At 64.9% G+C, this 19147-nt stretch carries 17 protein-coding genes; 11 read left to right on the top strand and 6 right to left on the bottom strand.

The genetic code is table 11. The features are described 5' to 3' along the window. Nucleotides 1–705: 705 nt before the first annotated feature. Nucleotides 706–1422, bottom strand: coding sequence for a DUF599 domain-containing protein (locus tag BM190_RS19250; protein WP_018321160.1), 717 nt, complete (start codon nucleotides 1420–1422; stop codon nucleotides 706–708). 122 nt (nucleotides 1423–1544) lie between these two features. Between BM190_RS19250 and BM190_RS19245 the strand changes: the two genes are divergently transcribed. The 4 genes from BM190_RS19245 (at nucleotide 1545) to BM190_RS19230 (ending at nucleotide 4349) form a co-directional block, all read left to right on the top strand. After that, complete coding sequence (locus BM190_RS19245; RefSeq protein ID WP_092257723.1) at nucleotides 1545–2207, top strand: glutathione S-transferase family protein; 663 nt, start codon at nucleotides 1545–1547, stop codon at nucleotides 2205–2207. A gap of 306 nt (nucleotides 2208–2513) precedes the next feature. Continuing rightward, the gene (locus tag BM190_RS19240) at nucleotides 2514–2717 is read left to right on the top strand and encodes a hypothetical protein (protein ID WP_018321158.1); all 204 of its coding nucleotides are present in this window, start codon (nucleotides 2514–2516) and stop codon (nucleotides 2715–2717) included. Between the two features lie 159 nt (nucleotides 2718–2876). Further along, the gene (locus BM190_RS19235; RefSeq protein WP_092257720.1) at nucleotides 2877–3866 is read left to right on the top strand and encodes a hypothetical protein; all 990 of its coding nucleotides are present in this window, start codon (nucleotides 2877–2879) and stop codon (nucleotides 3864–3866) included. Nucleotides 3867–3908: 42 nt separating this feature from the next. Further along, a complete protein-coding gene (locus BM190_RS19230) occupies nucleotides 3909–4349 on the top strand; it encodes a DUF1489 family protein (protein WP_092257717.1) in 441 nt (146 codons plus the stop codon). On the opposite strand, the gene panC is transcribed toward BM190_RS19230, so the two are convergent. Then, entirely contained in the window at nucleotides 4346–5197 is an 852-nt protein-coding gene (gene panC / locus BM190_RS19225) for a pantoate--beta-alanine ligase (protein ID WP_092257714.1), read from the bottom strand. The two genes, BM190_RS19230 and panC, sit on opposite strands and share 4 nt — an antisense overlap. A 279-nt stretch (nucleotides 5198–5476) precedes the next feature. Between panC and BM190_RS19220 the strand changes: the two genes are divergently transcribed. The 4 genes from BM190_RS19220 to BM190_RS19205 all read left to right on the top strand — a co-directional run bounded on the left by BM190_RS19220 (nucleotide 5477) and on the right by BM190_RS19205 (nucleotide 9290). Beyond that, the gene (locus tag BM190_RS19220; RefSeq protein WP_018321154.1) at nucleotides 5477–6400 is read left to right on the top strand and encodes a division plane positioning ATPase MipZ; all 924 of its coding nucleotides are present in this window, start codon (nucleotides 5477–5479) and stop codon (nucleotides 6398–6400) included. Between the two features lie 353 nt (nucleotides 6401–6753). Then, nucleotides 6754–7614, top strand: a complete 861-nt coding sequence (locus tag BM190_RS19215) for an alpha/beta fold hydrolase (protein ID WP_018321153.1) — start codon at nucleotides 6754–6756, stop codon at nucleotides 7612–7614. A gap of 133 nt (nucleotides 7615–7747) precedes the next feature. After that, complete coding sequence (locus BM190_RS19210) at nucleotides 7748–8497, top strand: vWA domain-containing protein (protein ID WP_092257711.1); 750 nt, start codon at nucleotides 7748–7750, stop codon at nucleotides 8495–8497. A 64-nt stretch (nucleotides 8498–8561) separates the two neighbouring features. Further along, a complete protein-coding gene (locus BM190_RS19205; RefSeq protein WP_018321151.1) occupies nucleotides 8562–9290 on the top strand; it encodes a DnaJ domain-containing protein in 729 nt (242 codons plus the stop codon). A 219-nt stretch (nucleotides 9291–9509) separates the two neighbouring features. On the opposite strand, the gene BM190_RS19200 is transcribed toward BM190_RS19205, so the two are convergent. Further along, nucleotides 9510–11348 (bottom strand): D-alanyl-D-alanine carboxypeptidase, encoded by a 1839-nt coding sequence (locus BM190_RS19200; RefSeq protein WP_092257708.1) that lies wholly within the window; start codon nucleotides 11346–11348, stop codon nucleotides 9510–9512. Between the two features lie 389 nt (nucleotides 11349–11737). Between BM190_RS19200 and BM190_RS19195 the strand changes: the two genes are divergently transcribed. Continuing rightward, nucleotides 11738–12076: a phasin family protein gene (locus tag BM190_RS19195; protein WP_028143975.1), complete on the top strand. Its 339-nt coding sequence runs from the start codon at nucleotides 11738–11740 to the stop codon at nucleotides 12074–12076. Between the two features lie 74 nt (nucleotides 12077–12150). Here the strand turns inward: BM190_RS19195 and BM190_RS19190 are convergent, their stop codons facing one another. After that, nucleotides 12151–13512, bottom strand: a complete 1362-nt coding sequence (locus BM190_RS19190) for a TadE/TadG family type IV pilus assembly protein (RefSeq protein ID WP_092257705.1) — start codon at nucleotides 13510–13512, stop codon at nucleotides 12151–12153. 483 nt (nucleotides 13513–13995) lie between these two features. Here BM190_RS19190 and clpS point away from each other — a divergent pair, with 483 nt between their 5' ends. Then, nucleotides 13996–14328: an ATP-dependent Clp protease adapter ClpS gene (gene clpS, locus BM190_RS19185; RefSeq protein ID WP_026202494.1), complete on the top strand. Its 333-nt coding sequence runs from the start codon at nucleotides 13996–13998 to the stop codon at nucleotides 14326–14328. Nucleotides 14329–14610: 282 nt separating this feature from the next. Then, nucleotides 14611–17019: an ATP-dependent Clp protease ATP-binding subunit ClpA gene (gene clpA, locus BM190_RS19180; protein ID WP_092257702.1), complete on the top strand. Its 2409-nt coding sequence runs from the start codon at nucleotides 14611–14613 to the stop codon at nucleotides 17017–17019. 75 nt (nucleotides 17020–17094) lie between these two features. Here the strand turns inward: clpA and BM190_RS19175 are convergent, their stop codons facing one another. Both BM190_RS19175 and BM190_RS19170 read right to left on the bottom strand, forming a co-directional pair. After that, on the bottom strand, nucleotides 17095–17544 hold the full coding sequence (locus BM190_RS19175) for a PEGA domain-containing protein (RefSeq protein WP_092257699.1): 450 nt from the start codon (nucleotides 17542–17544) through the stop codon (nucleotides 17095–17097). Between the two features lie 129 nt (nucleotides 17545–17673). Further along, on the bottom strand, nucleotides 17674–19095 hold the full coding sequence (locus tag BM190_RS19170; protein WP_092257696.1) for an MFS transporter: 1422 nt from the start codon (nucleotides 19093–19095) through the stop codon (nucleotides 17674–17676). Between the last annotated feature and the right edge of the window lie 52 nt (nucleotides 19096–19147).

Here is a 19147-nt window from a genome sequence, read left to right as displayed (position 1 = left end):
AAACCGTGTGGTCCTGGCCGTCGTTGCCACGGTCAAGTCCTTGCGAAGGTGCGAGCGAGCCCAACCGGGCAGACTGCATCATCCAAATTCGCGGGGCGAGGGAGGCCAGAAGGAATGGTCGGCTCCCGGGAGATCACGGCATAAGCCGTCCAGCCATCGCGCAGGGAAGGCCGAGTGATCGGCACCACCTGTATGCTGCTGTGCGGTTCTTTCTGCGCGTGCTTTTCGCGCAGCGGACCGCGGGTGCGAGCCAGCACCCGGCCTTCCCTGCGCCCTCTTGGATGAGAGGGTTGCGAGACCAAGCAAAGCTCGGGCGAATTGCGCCGCGAGGCCGAAGAGGCGTGTCTGCGAGCTGAGCTACGTGCCACAAACCAGATCTCGTAGGGTGGGCAAAGCGCAGCGTGCCCACGCCTTGTCGCTTATGGACGGAGATCGTGGGCACGGCGCAAGTGCGCCTTTGCCCACCCTACGGCACCGCCGCTGGGATATGCACTGGAGCATCGCAATGAAGACGTGGAAAGAGCATGCGCCACAATCCGCTCTTGTGCCCCGGACGCAGCGCAGCGTCCCCGGCGATGCGAAGCATCGTCCGGTTCGACGGTGCACTGCAGAGCCGGGCCGTCCATCCGCATCGCGCCGTGTTGCCCTGGGTCCCGGCTCTGCGCCGCAACGCTTGCGCGTTGCAGCTTGTCCGGGACACGTGCCTCAATGACCGCGCTTCATCCTCTCCGCGCCATCCACCACCTCCGGTGCCATCGCCGCCCATGCGCTCGATGCGAATTGCCGGCGCCAGGTCACGACCACCACCGCAGCCGTGGTCACGAACAGCAGCCAGGGGCTGACGAACCAGCCGAGATAGCCGAGCGCGAAGAAGAAGGCGCGCTGGCCGCGGTTGAAATGGCGGCCGGCGGATTCGAACAGGCGCGTGGTACGGATGACATGGGCTTCCGCCTCCGGCGTGTCGCGCCGCTCGGCCGGGGGCATGCCGCCGAACAGGATCGCGACATAGTTGAACAGGCGATAGGACCAGGCGAATTTGAAGAAGGCGTAGACGCAGATCAGCACGAGGCCGACGCATTTCAGCTCCCACATCGCCGGCGACGTGCTGAGGTCGATCGGCAGCTTGCTCAGAATCGTGATGGCGTCGTTGGTGGCATGCAGCAGCGCCAGTGCGCCGCCGAGCGCGATCAGGCTGGTGGAGGCGAAGAAAGCGGTTCCGTTCTGCAGCGAGGCCATGATCTGCATGTCGACCATACGCGTCTCGCGGTCGAGCAGCCGGCGCACCCAGACCTCGCGATAGCGGTTCATGCGTGCCGACAAGCTGTCGCGGCCGTAGGCCGAATGCTCCAGCGTCAGGGCATAGACCAGCCATTCGATGATGAAGAAGCCGACCGCGGTGATGTCGACCCAATGCCTGCTCATCTCTCTCTCCTCGCAAGCCGCCACGATTGCCACGCATGGTAGGATGCGGCAACGATTGATTGGCGGCACGCGATGGCGTTAAAAGCGGCTCGCTTCAACGCGTCTCGGGAAGGACTGATGACATGGCTGCGCTGAAACTCGCGATCGGCAACAAGAACTACTCGTCATGGTCGATGCGGCCTTGGCTCGCGCTTCGCGCCAACGACATTCCGTTCGTGGAGACGCTGATCCCGCTCTACACCGACAATCCCGCGGACAAGGAGCAGATCCTGTCCTTCAGTCGCGCCGGCAAGGTGCCGGTGCTGGTCGACGGCGACGTCACGGTGTGGGATTCGCTCGCCATCATCGAATACATCGCCGAGCGGTATCCGGAAGTGAAGCTGTGGCCCGACGACGTCGCCGCGCGCGCGCATGCCCGATCGGTGTGCGCCGAGATGCATTCCGGCTTCGTGGCGCTGCGCAACGAATGCGGCATGAACCTGCATCGGCCGATCCGCCCCGTGACGCTGTCGGCCGACGCCAAGGCCAACGTCGCGCGCATCGAGGAGATCTGGCGCGAATGCCGCACGCGCTATGGTGCCAAGGGTCCGTTCCTGTTCGGCCGCTTCGGCGCGGCCGATGCGATGTACGCGCCGGTGGTGCATCGCCTGCGCACCTACGCGATCGACGTCGCGCCGGACACCAAGGCCTACATGGAGACGATGATGGCGCTGCCGGCGTTCCAGGAATGGACCCGCGACGGGCTGGCCGAAACCCTTGTCATCGCGAAGTTCGAGGACGCCTGACCGGTCGGTCCGAACGAGGCCGCTGGCTGTGTGCCGGCCGGCGGCGCTCACTTTCCGGACATTGACTGGCGCCATATGCCATTCGGGCTGCGACCGGCCCTGCGACATGCCGCCTGAACATGCGGCCCCGGCGGTATCATCGACCGGCCGGTTCCATCCCTATCATTCTGAAAAGACTGCAGGATTTACGCGCTTGCCATGGTGGCATGGCGCTGGCCAAAACGGCAGGTCGCGTGCTATACAGCGCCTGGGTTTCTGGCCGGCCGTCGCAGTGGGACCATGGGCGAGGCAGGCGTTGTTTGAGTGATGGAGAGGGTGTTGAAGCACAAATTCCCGATTGGAACGCGCGTATTGTTCACGGCCAGCAACGTCGCGCGCCCTGCTGCCAGCGGCTCGTACGAGGTCATCCGCCTGCTGCCGACCGACGGCGACGACTGCCAGTACCGGATCAAGAGCTCGACCGAAGCTTTCGAACGTGTCGCCAAGGAAAGCCAGCTCGCGCTCTCCTGAAGACCGACGCTCCCCGCGCATTCGCGCCCTCTGCGGAATTGTGTCCTGCCGCCGTCAAAAGGCCCGCTTCACCTTCGCAAGGTGGGCCTGGGGGGCAGTTGCCGACTCGCGGTGCTCGCTTGACCATTCGTTCTCTGCTCGCGTGAGGGGACGTCGCGCATGAACTGGGCATGGGCCACTTCGCTCGACCAAATCTGGCGCTCGCCGGCCTTTCCGATGTGGATGACGCTGGCGGCTGCCGGATTCTTCGGATTGATCCTGCTGATCACGCTGCTGCGCGCCGATAGGTCGGTCGCCAACGGCGCGCTGACCGTGATCACGCTGCTGTCCATCGCGATCGCCGGAGCTGCCACCGTGCGCGTCTATGGACCGGCGGGGCAGGACGCTCCGACCGAAGTGCGCGCGCAAGGTGCCGTCATCGCGAGCCTGCCGGCGCTGTCCTGTCTCGACGATCTCGCCGGCGATGCGGTCGCCATTGGCTGCGAGAAGGCGCTGTTCGGCTCGCCGGATGCCGCGGCTGCCGCCGTCTCCTACACCGCGGCCCGAATCGACCGGCTGACCGCGCTCGGTGATGCCGCGACCGCCGAGAAGAGCCTCACGACGGACATGAAGGTGCTGCGCAAGGCGCTGGAGCACGATCGCTACGGCCTCGTCGCGCAGGTGCTGGTCGTGCGCGACGGCTGCACGCAGTTCGACTGCGCCGCGTTCCGCTCGCTGACCGACCAGCAGCGGGTTGCCGCCAACATGGACGCCCATCTCTACGACATGCTGGTCGCGCGCTACGCGCCAACCTGGAACGCGCCTGCAACGGCGCAGGGGATGCCGGCCACGGCCGCGCTTGCCGGGCTGCCGCCCGCGATGCCGACGGGCAAGCCGACCAGCGCTGAGTTCCCGAGCGCCTCGTCGACGCCGCCAGTCAGCATCATGAATCCGGAGCCCACGGCGACGACGCGCCAGGCGGCGCCCGCCGCCGCGAACGCAGCGCCGGCACCGCGCGCGCCCGCCGCGACGTCGGCACAGGCCGCCGCACCACCGGCCGCGAAGAAGCCGCCGGCCCCGAAGGCTGCGCGTGCTCCCGCGGCAGCACCGGTTCCGCTCGCTCCGCCGCCAGCCTCGGCGGCCGCGCCCGCGGCTGCGGATAACGAGTAGATCGGCATTCCAAATGCGGTGCTGCCCGGCTAATGCTTGGGCATGCCGCTACATCTGATCAAGCTCGCCGTCGGTTGCGACTCCGTCAAGGAATTGAAGGAGTGGATCGCCGAACGGATGCAGACCGCCAAGAAGAAGGGTCTGCCGCAACGTCACATCCACATCACCCGCATGGTCCCCAAGCGCGATGCCGAGATCCTCTCGGGCGGGTCGCTCTATTGGGTGATCAAGGGCGAGATCGCCGCGCGGGAAAAGATCATCGGCATCGAGCCGTTCCGCGACAAGGACGGCATCGGCCGCTGCCGGATCGTGATGCAGCCGAAGGTGGTCTCGGTGTCGCCGCGGCCGATGCGCCCGTTCCAGGGCTGGCGCTATCTCACCGACGATTCCGTGCCGCCCGATCTCGGCAAGTCCGCCGCCGGCTCGATCGCGGCGATGCCGGAGCCGATGCGGCGCGAGTTGCGCGATCTCGGGCTGCTCTAAACCGCGACATTGTCGATCAGCCGGGTGTTGCCGAGCTTGGCGGCGACCAGGATTCGCAACGGGCCGTCCTTGCGCGAGGTGAGGGGCGCCAGCGTCTCGGCATGGCGCGCTTCGTAATAGTCGAGCGCAAAGCCGGCCGCCTCGATCGTCGCGGCGCCACGCTTCATGGCCGACGCAACGGCTTCGCCGGCACGGATGCGGCCGGCGCTGTCCTTCATGGCACGGTAGAGGATGGGGGCGGTCTGCCGCTCCTCGGGCGACAGATAGACGTTGCGCGAGGACATCGCGAGCCCGTCGCGCTCGCGCACGGTGCGGGAGCCGACGACCTTGACGCCGAGGTCGAGGTCGCGCGCCATCTGCGTCACCACCCGCAACTGCTGAAAGTCCTTTTCGCCGAAGATCGCAAAGTCCGGCCGGCACTGCGTGAACAGTTTGCCGACCACGGTGGCGACGCCGCCGAAGAAATGCGGGCGGAAGCGGTCCTCGAGGCCGGCGAGCGCCGGTCCCTCCGGCATGATGCGGGTGGCAAAGCCCTCCGGATACATCGCCGCGACGCCGGGGTGCCAGACGATATCGACATCCTCGGCCGCGAGCTTGGCGATGTCGGCCTTCCAGGTGCGCGGATAGGCACCGAAATCCTCGGTCGGGGCGAACTGGGTCGGGTTGACGAAGATCGAAACCATGACGCGGCTGGCGCGCCGCTTGGCGAGGCGGACGAGAGACACATGCCCGTCATGGAGGGCCCCCATGGTCGGGACCAGCGCGATCGTGGCTTTTCGCTTGCGGAGATTGTCGACGGCGCGGCGCAAGGTTGGGACCGTGCGGGCGATCAAGGGGCTTGCTGACATCAGGACTCGACAGGGTTGGGAATCGGCCCGGCATGACCTGGCGCCAGGGGCGACTAACCTTAACAAGCGGCGATCGTGGACGCCATGCATCCGGATGCGGCACAGCATCCCGCGCAAGGCGCGCGCGATGTCGCGACATTATGGCTGGATCACAGACGAAAGACGACGCCGCGATTCATGAAGAACGGCGCAATACGATTTGCATTACCTGTCACGCATTTCACTTGACCGCAGACGCGGCCAACTCGAAGATATTCATCAGGGGTGTTGAGGATCGCCATGCTTGTGCAGGCTAGCCAAGGCCAATCCGGCTCGGCGCATGTAGTCGTGCTCGGCAACGAGAAGGGCGGTTCCGGCAAGTCGACCACCGCCTTGCACATCGCGGTTGCGCTCCTGAAGGCGGGCCAGCGCGTCGCTACCATCGACCTCGACTGCCGTCAGCAGAGCTTCACCCGCTACATCGGCAACCGCTCTGCCTGGGCGCGCCGCACCAAGCTCGACCTCGAACTGCCGGTGCATCGCTGTATCAAGCTCGGCGAGACCATGCAGATCGCCGAGAACGAGAATTCCGAGTTCCAGCAGTTCATGGAGGCGGTCTCGGCAGTCGAGAGCAGCTTCGACTTCATCGTCATCGATACGCCGGGCACCGACAGCTATCTGATGCGGCTGGCGCACTCGATGGCCGACACCCTTGTCACGCCGATCAACGACAGCTTCCTCGATTTCGACGTGCTCGGCACCGTCGATCCCGCCAACTACGCGGTGACGGGCGAGAGCCATTACGCCGAGATGGTGCGCGACGTCAGGCGCAAGCGCCGCCAGCTCGACGGCTCGACCACCGACTGGATCGTCGTGCGCAACCGCCTGTCGATGCTCGGCTCGCGCAACAAGCAGCTCGTCGCCGAGGGGTTGAAGGATCTGTCGCTGCGGCTCGGCTTCCGCTACGTCGACGGCTTCGCCGAACGCGTCGTCTATCGCGAATTTTTCCCGCGCGGCCTGACCGCGCTCGACGAGATCGACGAGGCCACGCTCGGCATGCGCCCCAATCTCGGCCATCTCACCGCACGGGAGGAGGTGACGAGCCTGCTCCGCCAGCTCAAGCTGCCGCTGGACGAGCGCGGCCGCCGCCGCGCCGCCAACCGGGCCGAGTGGTTCAACCAGGTCGACAAGCCGCTCGAGGTCCACGACATCCTCGGCGCCTGAGCCGGCGGTATGCCACTACTTCCGATCGATCCGATCGATCTGAGGGCCGGGCTCTCCAGGGAACTGCGGCCGCGTTTCGCCGTTTTCACCTTACGTTGACCGTGAAATTGAACCCAATTGAGACCGGTTGCGTCGGATGGTGAAGTACACCTTGACGTAGCCTGGCGAGGACGGGATGCCCATAAAACGTGTGCGGCGCACAATGAAAGGGCTGTCGGTTCACAATATTTGGCCTTCCTGTCACGCGCCTGTGACATATATTAGCGAATAGGCGACAAGGGGCCGAAGAGCCCCGGAAGAACACGATTTTCAACAGGGATTCAGGCCGCAAGAGCCTGAGGCTGAGGACGAAAATGAAGCGTGGAATTGCCGTTCTGGTTTCGGTCAGTGCTCTCTGCGGCATCGCCTATTTCACGGCGAGCAAGTGGGCGATCAAGCACGAGACCATTACCTTCTACGACGCCTCGCGCGACAATCGCCCGGTGCCCGTCGACATCGCGGTGCGTCGCGACAAGGAAATGCAGGCCAATGCCGGCATGATCACGCTGCCGGTCGCGGTGATCAATCACGGCAACACCGTCAAGAACACCGAGTACGGCTTCCTCGCCAACATCTTCGCTGCGCGCGGCTACATGGTCCTGAGCCCGCAGCACGACTTGCCGACCGATCCTCCGATGGTGACCAAGCCCGGCGAGCTCTATGTCGGCCGGCTGCCGCAGATCCTGCGCGGTGTCGCCAACATCCATCTCGCCGTGCAGGAAATGAGGAAGCTTCAGCCCAACGCCGACTACGACAAGGTCACCATGGTCGGCCATTCCATGGGCGGCGACATCACCATGTATTTCGCCAAGCAGTATCCGGATGAAGTCAAGAAGGTCGTCACGCTCGACAATCTGCGCGTGCCCTTCGTCACCGCCGGCAAGTTCAAGATCCTGTCGTTCCGCTCCACCGATCCGCAGTTCAAGGCCGATGCGGGCGTGATCCCGACGGACGAGGAATGCGAGAAGGCGGGTATCCAGGTCGTGAAGACGGAATTCCAGCACAACGACATGCGCGACACCGGTCCGGACGTCGCCAAGAACTCGATCCAGGGCATGCTCGACAAATTCCTGAGCGCGACCGACAGCGAGATCGCGCCGGTCGACACGCAATCCTCGCCTCCCAACATCCTCGAGCCCGGTCCGGTCGCCTTGATGGGGCCTGCCAAGAGCTGACGTCTTCTCCCTGACGGTCCCTCATCGTCAGTCACGATCTGCAAAGCCCCCGCCAGCCTCTGCCGGCGGGGGCTTTGCACATTGACCGGGCAGCTTGCGCTAACCACATTAGCTGCCCACGCAGGGTCAAGGCATGTCGGGCGAACCCATCAAACCGCGCAGCGGCGATGCCGTCTCGGCGCAGGCAGGCCGCGCGGTGCCGCAGGCCGGAACGTCGACTGCGGAAGACATCGCCGCCTTCGTTGCCAAGGCGCAGGCGATGTCACCGCATGGGCCGGGCGCGAAGGGGCGGCTGATCTTCGCGCTGGATGCGACCATGAGCCGGCAGCCGACCTGGGACATGGCCTGCGCGCTGCAGGCCGACATGTTTCGCGAGACCGCCGCGCTCGGCAGTCTCGACATCCGCCTGGTCTATTATCGCGGCTTCAACGAGTGCCGCGCCACGGGGTGGATCTCCGACAGCACCAGGCTTGCGGCGTTGATGAGCAAGATCGATTGCCGCGGCGGCGACACCCAGATCGGCAAGGTGCTGACCGAGGCGCGGCGCGAAGCGGTCGCATCGGGCGTGCGCGCCGTCGTCTTCGTCGGCGATGCCATGGAGGAGAAGGTCGACGAGCTCTGCGCCAAGGCCGGCGAGCTCGGCATGCTCAAAGTGCCCGTGTTCGTGTTTCAGGAAGGTCATGATGCCGTCGCCGAGCAGGCCTTTCGCGAGATCGCGCGGTTGACCGGCGGTGCCTGGTGCCGCTTCGATCCGGGCGCGGCGGCGCAACTGCGCGAACTGCTGCGGGCCGCTGCGGCCTATGCCGCCGGCGGTCGCGAGGCCCTGTTGAAACTGGCGCAGACCGCGAGCGGCGCGGCCAGGCTGATCGGCCAGATGAAATAGCGCTCAAGCATCGCGGCGAGGCGTATGCCATGCATTTTGCCGCGAGGGCGACTATATTCCGGTCATGACCCTGATCGCCGGCGCTGTCGCTGTTATCACGCTTTATCTGCTGCTCCAGATGTTCCGAGCCGCCAACCCAGCGGTGCTGGCGAGGGCCATCAGGTTCGGTGGCGGCGTGGTGGCGCTGGCGGTCGCAGCCTTCACGGGCTTGCGGGGCGAACTGGTGGTGGCGATCCCGCTCGGGATTTTTGGCGCTGGCCTGCTGGGCTGGACACCGCTGGCAAACGCCGGCTTCGGCAATGTCGGCGGGCTGTTCGGCGGCGGTGGTGCTGCGCCGGCGTCAGGGCAGTCCTCACGCGTGCGCTCGCAATTCCTGGATATGCGGCTCGACCACGGCTCTGGCCAGCTCGGCGGGCAGATCGTCGCCGGGCCTCACGCCGGGCGCGATCTCGGCGAGTTCGATCTCGCTAGCCTGCTGGCCATGGTCCCGACATTCGACGCCGAGAGCGTGGCCTTACTTGAAAGCTATCTGGACCGCCGGTTTCCCGCCTGGCGTCAGAACGCGCAGAGCGATGCGGCAGGGGGGCAGCGCCGAACGGCGGCGAGCGGCAAAATGACGGCGGAGGAGGCCTATCAGATCCTTGGCTTGCAGCCGGGGGCGGGGCGTGACGACATCAGCCGGGCCCACAAGACCCTGATGAAGAAACTCCATCCCGACCAGGGGGGGTCGAACTACCTCGCTGCCCGTGTAAACGAGGCCAAGGATACTCTGCTTCGTACGCATAACGGCTAACTCCGGCACCACGCTACAAACGCCCGTACCGCGTGAGCTCCGCTTGCTCTGTCTGCCGTCGCCCTGACACCCGCCATTGTCGGCGTGGTTGATCTCTTGAGTAAAGTTTTAACCGTAAATCCTTGACGAGAAGTTGTCGCGGAACTGGCATCGAGACCCGCCAAAAACAAAAATGCCCGCGGCACAGCGCGGGCATTTTGATCGGAGCGTTGCGAAAGATCAGTTGCGGACGGTGATGCAGGAGATGTCGGCACGCTTCAGGGTACGGCAGACGGCTTCGGCCTGGTCGCGCTCGAGCCCGGCGAAGCGGGCGCGATAGAGCTTGCGATTGTCCTTGGCGACGACCTCGGTGAACGGATCGGCCTTGCTGAGCAGGCCGCGGGCCGAGCTGCGCGCGGCGTCGATGCGCTGCTGGGCTTCGTTCTCGCTCTCGAGCGCGCCGACCTGGACGATCCAGCCGCTGTGGGTGACGACCGGCTTGGTGGTGGCGCTCATCTGGACCGGCATCGGATCGGCGGAGGCGAGCTTCGGAGCGGCCGGGGTGGGCGCGGCAGCCGTTGCGGCCGGCAGCACCCCGAGGATGCCGTTGCCGGTGCCGAAGCCCGCCGGCTGCCGCGGCAGCTCGGTGCGCGCCACCTCGGCCTTCGGCGCTTCCGGCTGGCTGACGACCTCGGGCTTGTTGATGAGATCGGCCCGGGCGACGACGGCGGTGGAGGTTTCCGCGACGTCGGAACGGGACGAAATGGCGTTGGTGACCGGCGGTGCGACCTGAGCAGGGGCAGCGGAGGCGACTTTCACGGCGCCGGCCTTGACCTGAACCGTCTTGACCCGAACCGGCTTCATCGGCTCGGACGAGCCGGGGATGATCGAGAGCGGCTGGCTCGAGATCACGCCATTGGTGAGCGGCGCCGGCTCGATCTTGGATTCCGTCGGCCGAACTTCAGGCTTGGCTTCGGACCTGGGCTGCGTCGGCGGCACCGCGGCAGTCGCAGCCGCGAGCGTCGACAGGCGTGCGGCCAGACGCGACGGAGCGGCTTCAGGAGCAGGGGCAGAAGCGGCCTGAACTTGCGGAACAGCGCGGGCCGGGATAGGCGACGCATCGGCGACCTCGGTGCTGGCGTCAGCGCCGTTGCGCTCCGTGACCGCGGCGACGGTGTGGGTGGTCGCGCCCTTCTCAAGATTCTCCGCGAGCAGGTTGCGCATGATCGCATCGCGCGAGCCGCCGCTGCGGCCGCCGAGCACGACACCGATCAAATGACGGTTGCCGCGGCGCATCGAGGTCACGAGATTGAAGCCGGAGGCGCGGGTGTAGCCGGTCTTGATGCCGTCAACGCCCTCGACATTGCCGAGCAGGTGATTGTGGTTGCGGATCGACTGTCCGCGCCAGTTGAAGGTCGCGGTCGCGAAATAGCGATAGTAGCGCGGGAAGCGCTCCTGGATGGCGCGGCCGAGCGTAGCCTGGTCGCGCGCGGTCGTGACCTGCTCGTCGTTGGGAAGGCCGTTGGCGTTGCGGTACACCGTCTTGGACATGCCGAGCGAGCGCGCCTTGCGCGTCATCATCTGGGCGAAGTCGTCCTCGTCGCCGGCGATCGCTTCCGCGATCACCACCGCGGCGTCGTTGGCGGAGCGGGTGACGAGACCCTTGATCGCGTCCTCGACGCGGATGGTCTGGCCGGCACGCAAATTCAGCTTGGTCGGATCCTGATCGGCGGCGTGCTGGGACACCGGCATCTCGGTGTCGAGCTTCATCTTGCCGGACTCGAGACGCTCGAACAGCAGATAGAGCGTCATGATCTTGGTGAGCGAGGCGGGGTGACGGATGCCGTCCGGGGCGTTCGACTGAAGCACCGCGCCGGAATTGCCGTCGACGATGATGGACGCGAATTTCGGGCTGGAGCTCTCGGACACATCGCGCTGCACCCGGTGGTGCGCGTAATGGCGGCGATGACGCCGCGCCTCGGCGGCATCGGTGGTGAAGATGACCGCGGTGGTGACCGTAAGAAGCCCGAAAACGCCAACCCGCGCCAAGCGCGAGGAAGACAAGTTTTTACGAAGCATGGAACCCCGTCCCCGTTTCTCAACTGATCACCGGCTCGTGAGGCGAAATTGTGCCCATTGGACCCGGGATCATTACCTGCTCAGGCTGTCCCTCCGCTGGTGTTCGCCGCGGGGGACGTTGGGCCTGAACCGCTATTCTGGCTAAGGTGATGGTCTCAAACGGCTTTTGACCGTCTGCGGAAGCTGAACACGTCCAGGGAATCAGGGTAGGGGCCCGCGGTTTCCAAATGCTTAAAGAACCCTTGCGGGAAACCCCGGGAATCTCCGCGAAGTGAGTCTAAATTTGTGCGTCGCACAAAGATTCTTGACTTTTTTGTGCGTTGCACTAATTGTGGGCAGAGTCAGGGAGCCGGGGCTTCCCGACGAGAGCCAGGGAAAAGGATTCCGAAATGTTCAAGGTTGAAGACTTTCAGAACTACGGGAAAGAGCACTTCGAGCAGTACGTCGCCTCCGCGACCTCGGTGCAGCACGGCCTCCAGGCGATCGCCAGCGCCTATGGCGACTATACGAAGAAGTCGTTCGAAGACACCAAGTCCTTCGTCGAGAAGCTTTCCGGCGTGAAATCGCTGGACAAGGCCATGGAAGCGCAGACCGATTTCGCGCGTTCCTCCTACGAGACCTTCGTTGCGGAATCGCAGAAGATCGCCGGCCTCTACAGCGACCTCGCCAAGCAGGCGTTCAAGCCGGTCGAGACCATCGTGTCGAAGTTCACCCCGGCGGCTCAGTAAATTTTTCAGGACGTCCTGGAATCGAAAAGCCCGGCTGAACCAGCCGGGCTTTTTGTTTGCACGCGCTCGATCCGTCAGCGCGCCACACGCAGCTTCGACAGCGAGGTGCCGATGTCCTTGAACACCGAAACGGTCTGGCTGGCCGACGTGACGAGATAGAACTTGTCGGCGCTGCTGGCGCAATATTGCAGCACGCTCGAGGTCGGATCAGTGCCGGTGTTCACCTGCACCGTGTAGATCGTGATGTTGTTGGGCTGGGCCTTGGCATTGTCGCACAGCTTCTTCTCCCGCGCGTCGATCTGCGAGGAGTCGCTGTACCAGCGGTTCTGCGTGTTCATGCCGTCGGAGAGCAGGACGATCGCGTCCTTGTAGGTGTAGTTGGTGTCCTTGGCCGGCGCGTTCATGGGATCGCCGGTCGAGAGCGTCATCCAGCCCCAGGCGAGGCCGATGCCCTGGTTGGTGTTGCCGGTCGGGACCAGATTGCCGATCAACGTCTTGAGCGCGGACCAGTCGTAGCTCAGCGGCATGATCGGTTGGATGTAGGCCGAATTGCTGGAATTGCAGTACGAATACTGCTCCGCCGGGAACAGCGTCGACGAGTTGCTGATAACCGGAGTCGTATTCTTGGTGTCGTAGTCCTGATCGCGGTCGGTGACGCATCCCGTCCATTTGTTGTGGTTCTTCGGCGTCCACGTCTTGCCCGCGCTGACGCAGCCCGACTGTTGCTTGTACCAATTGTCGCTGCAGCTGCCATTCACCGCTTCCCAGTCGCTCCAGTCGATCCAGGATTTGTCATAGTTGCTGCTGCCGACGTTGACGTCCTTGGAAAACGGAACCACCGAGATGTAGACGTCGCCGTTGGTCTTGGCGAGCGTGCTGAGCTGGTCGACCAGGTTCTTCGCGGCCGTCTGCATGGCCGGCATCTTACCGTCGTCGGCCATCGATCCCGTGACGTCGAGCACCAGGGCCACGCGCATGCGCGTCAGGCCCCAGGCGCTGGTGGAGGTGGTGTCGATGCCGAGTGTCGGGAAGCCGGCGATCTTCATGAAGCTGGTCGTGTAGGTGCCGGTTCCGGTGAGTTGGATAGTCGAGCCGATGCTGGTGCTTGCGGTATAAGTGGCCCCAACGGTGACCGATGGCAGGGTCGTGGTGTTGGTGAACAGGGCATTGAAATAGGTTTGCGCCTTGCTGCTGATCTGCGACGTCGTGATCGTGCCGGCCGACAGGTCCCTGGAGAGCATCAGCGCGGTGGAGTCGAGGGCCGACTGCATGGAGGCGCGGGCCTGGGCGGCGCGGCTATAATCGATCGCGGCACCGACGAAGCTCAGCACCGGGACCAGCGCGATGGCGAAGATCACGGCGATATTGCCTTGCTCGGCCGCTGCAAAGCGGGCGAATAGTCGACCAAGGCGGCTGACGAGGGGCGGGCGAGACATGACAATCCCCGAAATCTGTGTTTTGCCCGATTTCGCGCCACGCCATTGAACGGCAGGTAAATTGGACCGTAGAAAACCGGAGCGACCCGCGTGAAACCGCCGCAGCCGGGTTAACAGCCGGGGTTCCTGGTCAACATGTTCTAAACGCGCGGGGGCGAAATTTTTGTCAAATCGGTCCGGATTGTTTAACCTTGCTCCCGATCGCCCGGACCGGGAATCGGGACTGCTGTGGCCGCATCGGCCGGACCTTTGCACGCTTGCGGCGGGCCGGGGGCAGGCCCATATTGCTGGCGAACGATCCGGCTTGGACCGGATTGTCGGGAGCGGCGATCCAACAAGGCGGCGCGCCTGCGCCAGGCTCCGAAGGGCGGGGTCGCGCGGCGACTGCCATTCGCTTCCATGGGGAATTTGAACGCCTGAGCCATGCCGCAATTGACTTCCAGACTCGACCTGTCCGCGCCAGCCGCTGCCTACGCTCCTCGCATGAGCAATGACGAGAACCGTTCGGGCAACCCCTCGGGTCCGAACACTTCGGTCATTACCAAGGTCAAGCCCAAGACCAAACGGCCGAACCTCTACCGCGTGCTGATCCTGAACGACGACTACACGCCGATGGAGTTCGTCGTCCACGTGCTGGAGAAGTTCTTCAACAAGGACATCGAGGCCGCGACCAAGATCATGCTGCACGTCCACCATCATGGCATCGGGGAGTGCGGCGTGTTCACTTACGAGATCGCGGAGACCAAGGTGACGCAGGTGATGGATTTCGCCCGCAAGCACCAGCATCCGCTGCAATGCGTGATGGAAAAGAAATAGTCGCCGGTCGCGTTCCTTAGCGTGGTTCTGTTCGCGTGGCGTGTGATGGCAGCACAACTTGCTGCATGATCCGGTGAACTTCGGCGCCGGCGTCAACCCTGCCCAAATGGGTAGTCTGCCCAAATCGGAACGGGTTTTGCATCGAAAATACCGCGGGTGTGTCGCTGCCGGAGTCGCGGAACCGGTCTTTCGCGGCGGTCTTGTATAACTATATGTGACAAAGGTTGTTGTTGCCTGACCGGGCGATCACGACCATGATGGTGGGGGCCATAGAGGACGCGAATGCCGACTTTTTCCCAAAGCCTTGAACAATCCCTGCATCGTGCACTGGCGATCGCAAACGAACGTCATCACCAGTACGCGACGCTCGAGCATCTGTTGCTCTCCCTGATCGACGACTCCGATGCAGCCGCCGTCATGCGCGCCTGTAGTGTCGATCTCGACAAGCTCCGCACGAGCCTGGTTAATTATCTTGAGACCGAGTTCGAGAATCTGGTCACCGATGGCGCCGACGACGCCAAGCCGACCGCCGGCTTCCAGCGCGTGATCCAGCGCGCCGTGATTCACGTGCAATCCTCCGGTCGTGAAGAGGTGACCGGCGCCAACGTGCTGATCGCGATCTTCGCCGAGCGCGAGAGCCACGCCGCGTATTTCCTGCAGGAGCAGGACATGACGCGCTATGACGCGGTCAACTACATCAGCCACGGCATTGCCAAGCGGCCTGGCGTCTCCGAGGCGCGGCCGGTGCGCGGCGTCGACGAGGAGACCGAGACCAAGGGTGCCGAGGACGCCAAGAAGAAGGGCGAGGCGCTCGAGACCTATTGCGTCAACCTCAACAAGAAGGCGCGCGACGGCAAGATCGACCCGGTGATCGGACGCAACTCCGAGATCAACCGTGCGATCCAGGTGCTGTGCCGCCGGCAGAAGAACAACCCGCTGTTCGTCGGCGAAGCCGGCGTCGGCAAGACCGCGATCGCGGAGGGCCTCGCCAAGCGCATCGTGGACAGCGAGGTGCCGGAAGTTCTGGCGGCTGCCACCGTGTTCTCGCTCGACATGGGCACGCTGCTCGCGGGCACGCGCTATCGCGGCGACTTCGAAGAGCGCCTGAAGCAAGTGCTGAAGGAGCTCGAGGCGCATCCCAACGCCATCCTGTTCATCGACGAGATCCACACCGTGATCGGTGCGGGCGCGACGTCGGGCGGGGCGATGGATGCCTCGAACCTGCTCAAGCCGGCGCTGGCCTCGGGCACCATCCGCTGCATGGGCTCGACCACCTACAAGGAATACCGTCAGCACTTCGAGAAGGACCGCGCGCTGGTGCGGCGCTTCCAGAAGATCGACATCAACGAGCCGACGGTCGAGGACGCGATCGCGATCCTCAAGGGTCTCAAGCCGTACTTCGAGGACTACCACCGGCTGAAGTACACCAACGAGGCGATCGAGGCCGCGGTTCAGCTCTCCTCGCGCTACATCCACGACCGCAAGCTGCCGGACAAGGCGATCGACGTGATCGACGAGTCCGGTGCGGCGCAGATGCTGGTGGCCGAGAACAAGCGCAAGAAGACCATCGGCATCAAGGAGATCGAGACCACGATCGCCTCGATGGCGCGGATTCCGCCGAAGAGCGTGTCGAAGGACGATGCCGAGGTGCTCAAGCATCTCGAGCAGACGCTGAAGCGCACCGTGTTCGGCCAGGACAAGGCGATCGAGTCGCTCGCGGCATCGATCAAGCTGGCGCGTGCCGGCCTGCGCGAGCCGGAGAAGCCGATCGGCTGCTACCTGTTCTCGGGTCCGACCGGCGTCGGCAAGACCGAGGTTGCAAAGCAGCTGGCGGCAAGCCTCGGCGTCGAGCTGTTGCGCTTCGACATGTCCGAATACATGGAGCGGCACACCGTATCGCGCCTGATTGGTGCGCCTCCCGGCTATGTCGGCTTCGACCAGGGCGGCTTGCTCACCGACGGCGTCGACCAGCATCCGCATTGCGTGGTGCTGCTCGACGAAATCGAGAAGGCGCATCCCGATCTCTACAACGTGCTGCTCCAGATCATGGATCACGGCCGGCTCACCGACCACAACGGCAAGCAGGTCAATTTCCGCAACGTGATCCTGATCATGACCACGAACGCGGGGGCTTCCGATCTCGCCAAGCAGGCGTTCGGCTTCACGCGCTCGAAGCGGGAAGGCGACGACCACGAGGCGATCAACCGGCAGTTCGCGCCGGAATTCCGCAACCGTCTCGATGCCATCGTCTCGTTCGGCCATCTCAGCGTCGAGGTGATCGGCACCGTGGTCGAGAAGTTCGTGCTTCAGCTCGAAGCCCAGCTCGGCGACCGCGACGTCACCATCGAGCTGTCCGAGCCCGCCAAGGCCTGGCTGGTCCAGCATGGTTACGACGAGCAGATGGGCGCACGTCCCATGGCCCGCGTGATCCAGGAACACATCAAGAAGCCGTTGGCTGACGAGGTGCTGTTCGGCAAGCTGAAGGGCGGCGGCCATGTTCGCGTCATCCTGGTCAAGGACGAGGCTGACGAGACCAAGGACAAGATCGGCTTCGAATACGTCGAGGGGCCGGTCACGCCGAAGCAGGAGAAGCTCCCGGGCACCCGCAAGCGCCCGCCGGGCAAGTCCAAGCCGGGCGGCCCCGGCGGCTCGAAGGGGCCGACCTCCAAGGGCCCGCTGGTCAAGGCTTGATCGGCACGCCATGAGAATTGAAAAGGCCGGCTGAAAAGCCGGCCTTTTTGTTTCTGTGGCTGGGGGTGAGAGCCCCTACGTTCCGGCTTCGGGTGCGGCCGCAGGCGGCCGTGGCTTCTTCGGCGCGGCCGGCCGTGCGCGAACCGACGGCTGCATCGTCACGATGACCGGATTGGGCTTGTGATCGGTGGCCGCCCCCGTTGCGGCATCGACGCCCATGCCGACCACGCCGCCGAGCAGGAGATTGCCGGCGAAGCCCGCGGCCCCTGATGTCTGTACGTCCCGGCTGAGCGGCACGATCTGCGGCTCGTAGCCTTCCTTCTGGAAGGTGATCGAAATGTCGGCATTCCGCTTGACGACCACGGAGCAGGGCGTCGTGCAGGTGGTCGGAACTTCCATTCCGCTGACGACGGCTTCCACGCCTGACGGTGTCGAAGAGATACTGATGTTTTCGGTCGTGCCGCGCGTCACAGACGCGCAGCCGCCCAGCATGACGCTGAGCGCCACAATTCCCAATGAACGCATGAAGTGCCCCTTATTCCCCGCGCCAATCAAGCGCAACCGGAGCGCGAGGGCAATAGGTCATTGGTCCGGATAGTTAAGCCACGCAGGGGTTGTGCACGGGAATGGCCGGTACCTGGACGTGGGGCTCCGTCAGTCGCCCCGCAGGCGCTGATCGTCCTGCACGCGGACGTGTTCGGCGCCGCGCGCGCCGGCCGGAGACAATCGCAGCATGCTCAGCACCGCGCCGCAGAGTGCAAACCCGACGCCCACGAGCAGCGCCAGCCTGGTCCCCTCAACCAGATACCGTCCGAGCAACAGCGCCACCAGCGCGGCGCCAGTGGTCTGGCCGAGCAGGCGTGCCGTGCCCAGCATGCCGCTGGCGCCGCCGGCGCGCTCCCGCGGGGCGGCTGCGATCATGGTGCGGTTGTTGGGCGTCTGGAACAGACCGAACCCGGCGCCCGCCAACGCCATGCGCCAGATCACGTCGAACGGTGTGGGGTCTGCGGGCAGGAAGGCGAGCGCGGCAAGGCCGCAGGCGAACAGCGTGAGGCCGATGCCGCCGAGCAGGCCGGCCGGATAACGCTCGACCAGGCGGCCGGCGAGGGGCGCTGCGAACGCCACGGCGATCGGCCATGGCGTGATCAGGAGGCCCATATGGACCGCCGAATAGCCGAAGCGGCTCTGGAGGTAGAAGGGGATGGCGACGAAGGCCAGCATCTGCCCGCAGAACGAGGCGATCGAGGTTGCGATCGACAGCGCGAACACCGGGATGCGCAACAGGTCGACCGGCAGCAGCGGCGAGGTCATGTGGGTTTCGCGCCAGATCAGCAGCGCGCCTGCGACGATGGCGATGGCGAACTGCACGAGGCAGGTGATGGCGGCCTCGCCATGACCGACGCTGTCGACGGCCGCGATCCCGACGCCGAAGGTGATCGCCGAAAGCCCCGCGCTCTGCCAGTCGAACGAATGGCTGGCGGGCTTTGTGTGCGGCAGGCTGCGCAGGCCCAGCACCAGCGTCACCGCGCCGAGCGGCACGTTGATGGCGAACAGCCACGGCCAGCTTCCGACCGCAAGGATGCCTGCGGCGAGCGTCGGGCCGATGGCGGCCGAGAAGGCGACGACGAGCGCGTTGAGCCCGATGCCGCGGCCGAGCTGGCTGCGCGGGTAGGTGAAGCGCACCAGCGCCGCGTTGACGCTCATGATGCCGGCCGCGCCAAAGCCCTGGATGATGCGCGCGATCGTGAGCAGCGGCAGCGTATGCGCCAGCGCGCAGAAGGCGGACGCCAGCGTGAACAGCACCAGCCCGACCAGATAGACGCGGCGATAGCCGACGATCTCGCCGAGCGAAGCCAGCGGCAGCAGCGAGATCGTGATCGCGAGCTGGTAGCCGTTGACGATCCAGATCGAGAAGGCGGGACTGGCGTCGAGGTCGGCCGCGATCGTCGGCAGGGCGACATTGGCGATGGCGCTGTCGACCACCGCCATGATGATGCCGAGCGCAATGGTCAGCACCGCCTGGTTGCGCTGTGGCTGCGGCAGGCCGTCGGCATGCTCGATGGGGGCGGACGACATGATGGAGGCGCGCTTGATTCGAGCCGTGTTTCATCTCCGGATAGGAAATTGC

The sequence above is a fragment of the Bradyrhizobium sp. Rc3b genome, assembly GCF_900114915.1.
GTDB lineage: Bacteria > Pseudomonadota > Alphaproteobacteria > Rhizobiales > Xanthobacteraceae > Bradyrhizobium.
This window is presented reverse-complemented; position numbering and strand designations above follow the sequence as displayed.